Annotated in this window: 2 protein-coding genes; one reads left to right on the top strand and one right to left on the bottom strand. The window is 41.4% G+C overall.

The window, feature by feature from the left end:
* Positions 1–311: 311 nt before the first annotated feature.
* Positions 312–821: a hypothetical protein gene (locus tag P8O70_02070; GenBank protein MDG2195671.1), complete on the top strand. Its 510-nt coding sequence runs from the start codon at positions 312–314 to the stop codon at positions 819–821.
* Positions 822–1,032: 211 nt separating this feature from the next.
* On the opposite strand, the gene P8O70_02065 is transcribed toward P8O70_02070, so the two are convergent.
* The coding region (locus tag P8O70_02065) for a tyrosine-type recombinase/integrase (protein ID MDG2195670.1) at positions 1,033–1,816 on the bottom strand (784 nt) is incomplete at its 5' end.

Raw genomic sequence — 1,816 nt, 5'->3', positions numbered from 1 at the left:
ACAGGAGGCAGTGAAACCTTCATTGATAATATTGATCACCCTTTAGAATTTCGTAAAAAATTCTTAGAGTACACAGATAAAAACCCTCAATAACTTCACACCCACGTTGCTGGGTCAGAATCACCCTTTTAATAGACTTAAGCTGCGTATCTCCTAGAATTTGGATTCTCCCCCAGAATTTGCTTGATCAAGAAATTTAGAAATTCATCCGTTCTCCAAGCCGTCATACTTAAACTCCTATCCAAGCAGATTGTAAAACCTTTGGCATCAAGCGGCAACGGAAGGTCTGTTTTTTCTTCCAGAGCGATTCAATGGAGAGCACTCAAAAAGAGGATTCACTAAAGATTGGTTCAAATATGAAACTATTATTAATTTTCCTTTTATTTTTTAGTATCGGCTGTACTACCAAAGAACGAAATCCTGCGGCAACATCTCATCGTGTGTATTCAGAAGCGATAGTAAAGGATATGTCTGATAAGCAGCTCAGAGTCATATTCAATAATTTTGAATTCAATCAATGCGGATCATGCCCCACTGGTGGCCTGCTTATCAAGGAGGTCTCCATTCGGTTTTTCAATTATCCTGAGGGTGAATGCCGTCCCGCTTCTGGCCTGTCTTTGAAGGGAACTTTGGAAGATTCCATCAGAAATGCTTGTAGGTCTTGGTGGGATTTGACAGCCAACCACGAAAAATTTGACAAGTATGCAGAAGACGGAATGCCAGAGATGTTTGATGAGTTCGATCAGAAATACTATTCAAAAAAATATCAAAAAGCTCTGCTCATGAAGGAACAAAAATCTATAGAATTAAGTACCAAGTGATCGTTCATTCATGTAATAGGCTTTCATAGCTTTCAATTCGGAGCCACCCAAAGAAAGTAGTGGGCTTACTTTGTATTTCAGAGGTTCATCAATGAGAAGAAAGCTATTTAAGGATGAGCCTCCTAGAATTCAAAATTGTGCATCGTGAAGTTGATCGAGCCTGAGTTTGTAAAATACTCGAAAAAATAATGCGAATAGCTGGCTTTACAACCTACATTTCCAGCATTTCCAAATCATCTTCGTCAATGAGTTGATATCTCCTGAGCATCACATCACTTTTGTGGCCAACCTGCTTCATCACTATGTAGGGTCTTGTCCCCTTTCGAATAGCCTTGGTGATGAAATCATGTCGAAGATCATGGAAGCAGGCATCCGTGATTCCTACTGTTGCCAAGGCATTTTTCCATGTGTCATGGCAGTAGGTAGTCCAATAGGGCAGCGGCTTTTCAAGTGCTGAGAGAAAAACTTTTCTTGTGTGGTTCACTCTGGGGATTTCACTTAGCATCTTCACCACGTGAGGTAGAAGTTTTACGATACGGGATGTCCTCGTCTTCGTATCTTTTGCCTTAAGCCGAACAAAACCTCTTTCCAAATCAACAGCGTCCCACGTTAGCTGAACGATTTCATTCTGACGTATGCTGGTGCCTTGAGCCATGATAATGATTCCCTGCAGCCATAGAGGGGTTGCTTCCAGCAATCTTTGAAACTCCTCTTCTGAAAAAATTCTTTCTCTGATGTTATTCACCTCTATCTCTGGATAGCTTGTTCCTCTGATTGGAACTGCCGAGAGTTCACCAATCTCTACTGCCTTCTTGAAAATACTTTTCAGCAGACTCAATTCCTCCTTCACAGTCTTGGGCGCAATTTTCTCCCCCTTTTTCATTGGAGAATCTTCTAGAGTTCTTTGTGCCACAAAAAGCTCCAGTTGACGTACTGGCAATTCTTGTACTTTTCCCTCAGCATTGAGCAGCCGCCTCAGGGATTTGATTCTTGCC

The sequence above is a fragment of the SAR324 cluster bacterium genome (assembly GCA_029245725.1).
GTDB lineage: Bacteria > SAR324 > SAR324 > SAR324 > NAC60-12 > JCVI-SCAAA005.
This window is presented reverse-complemented; position numbering and strand designations above follow the sequence as displayed.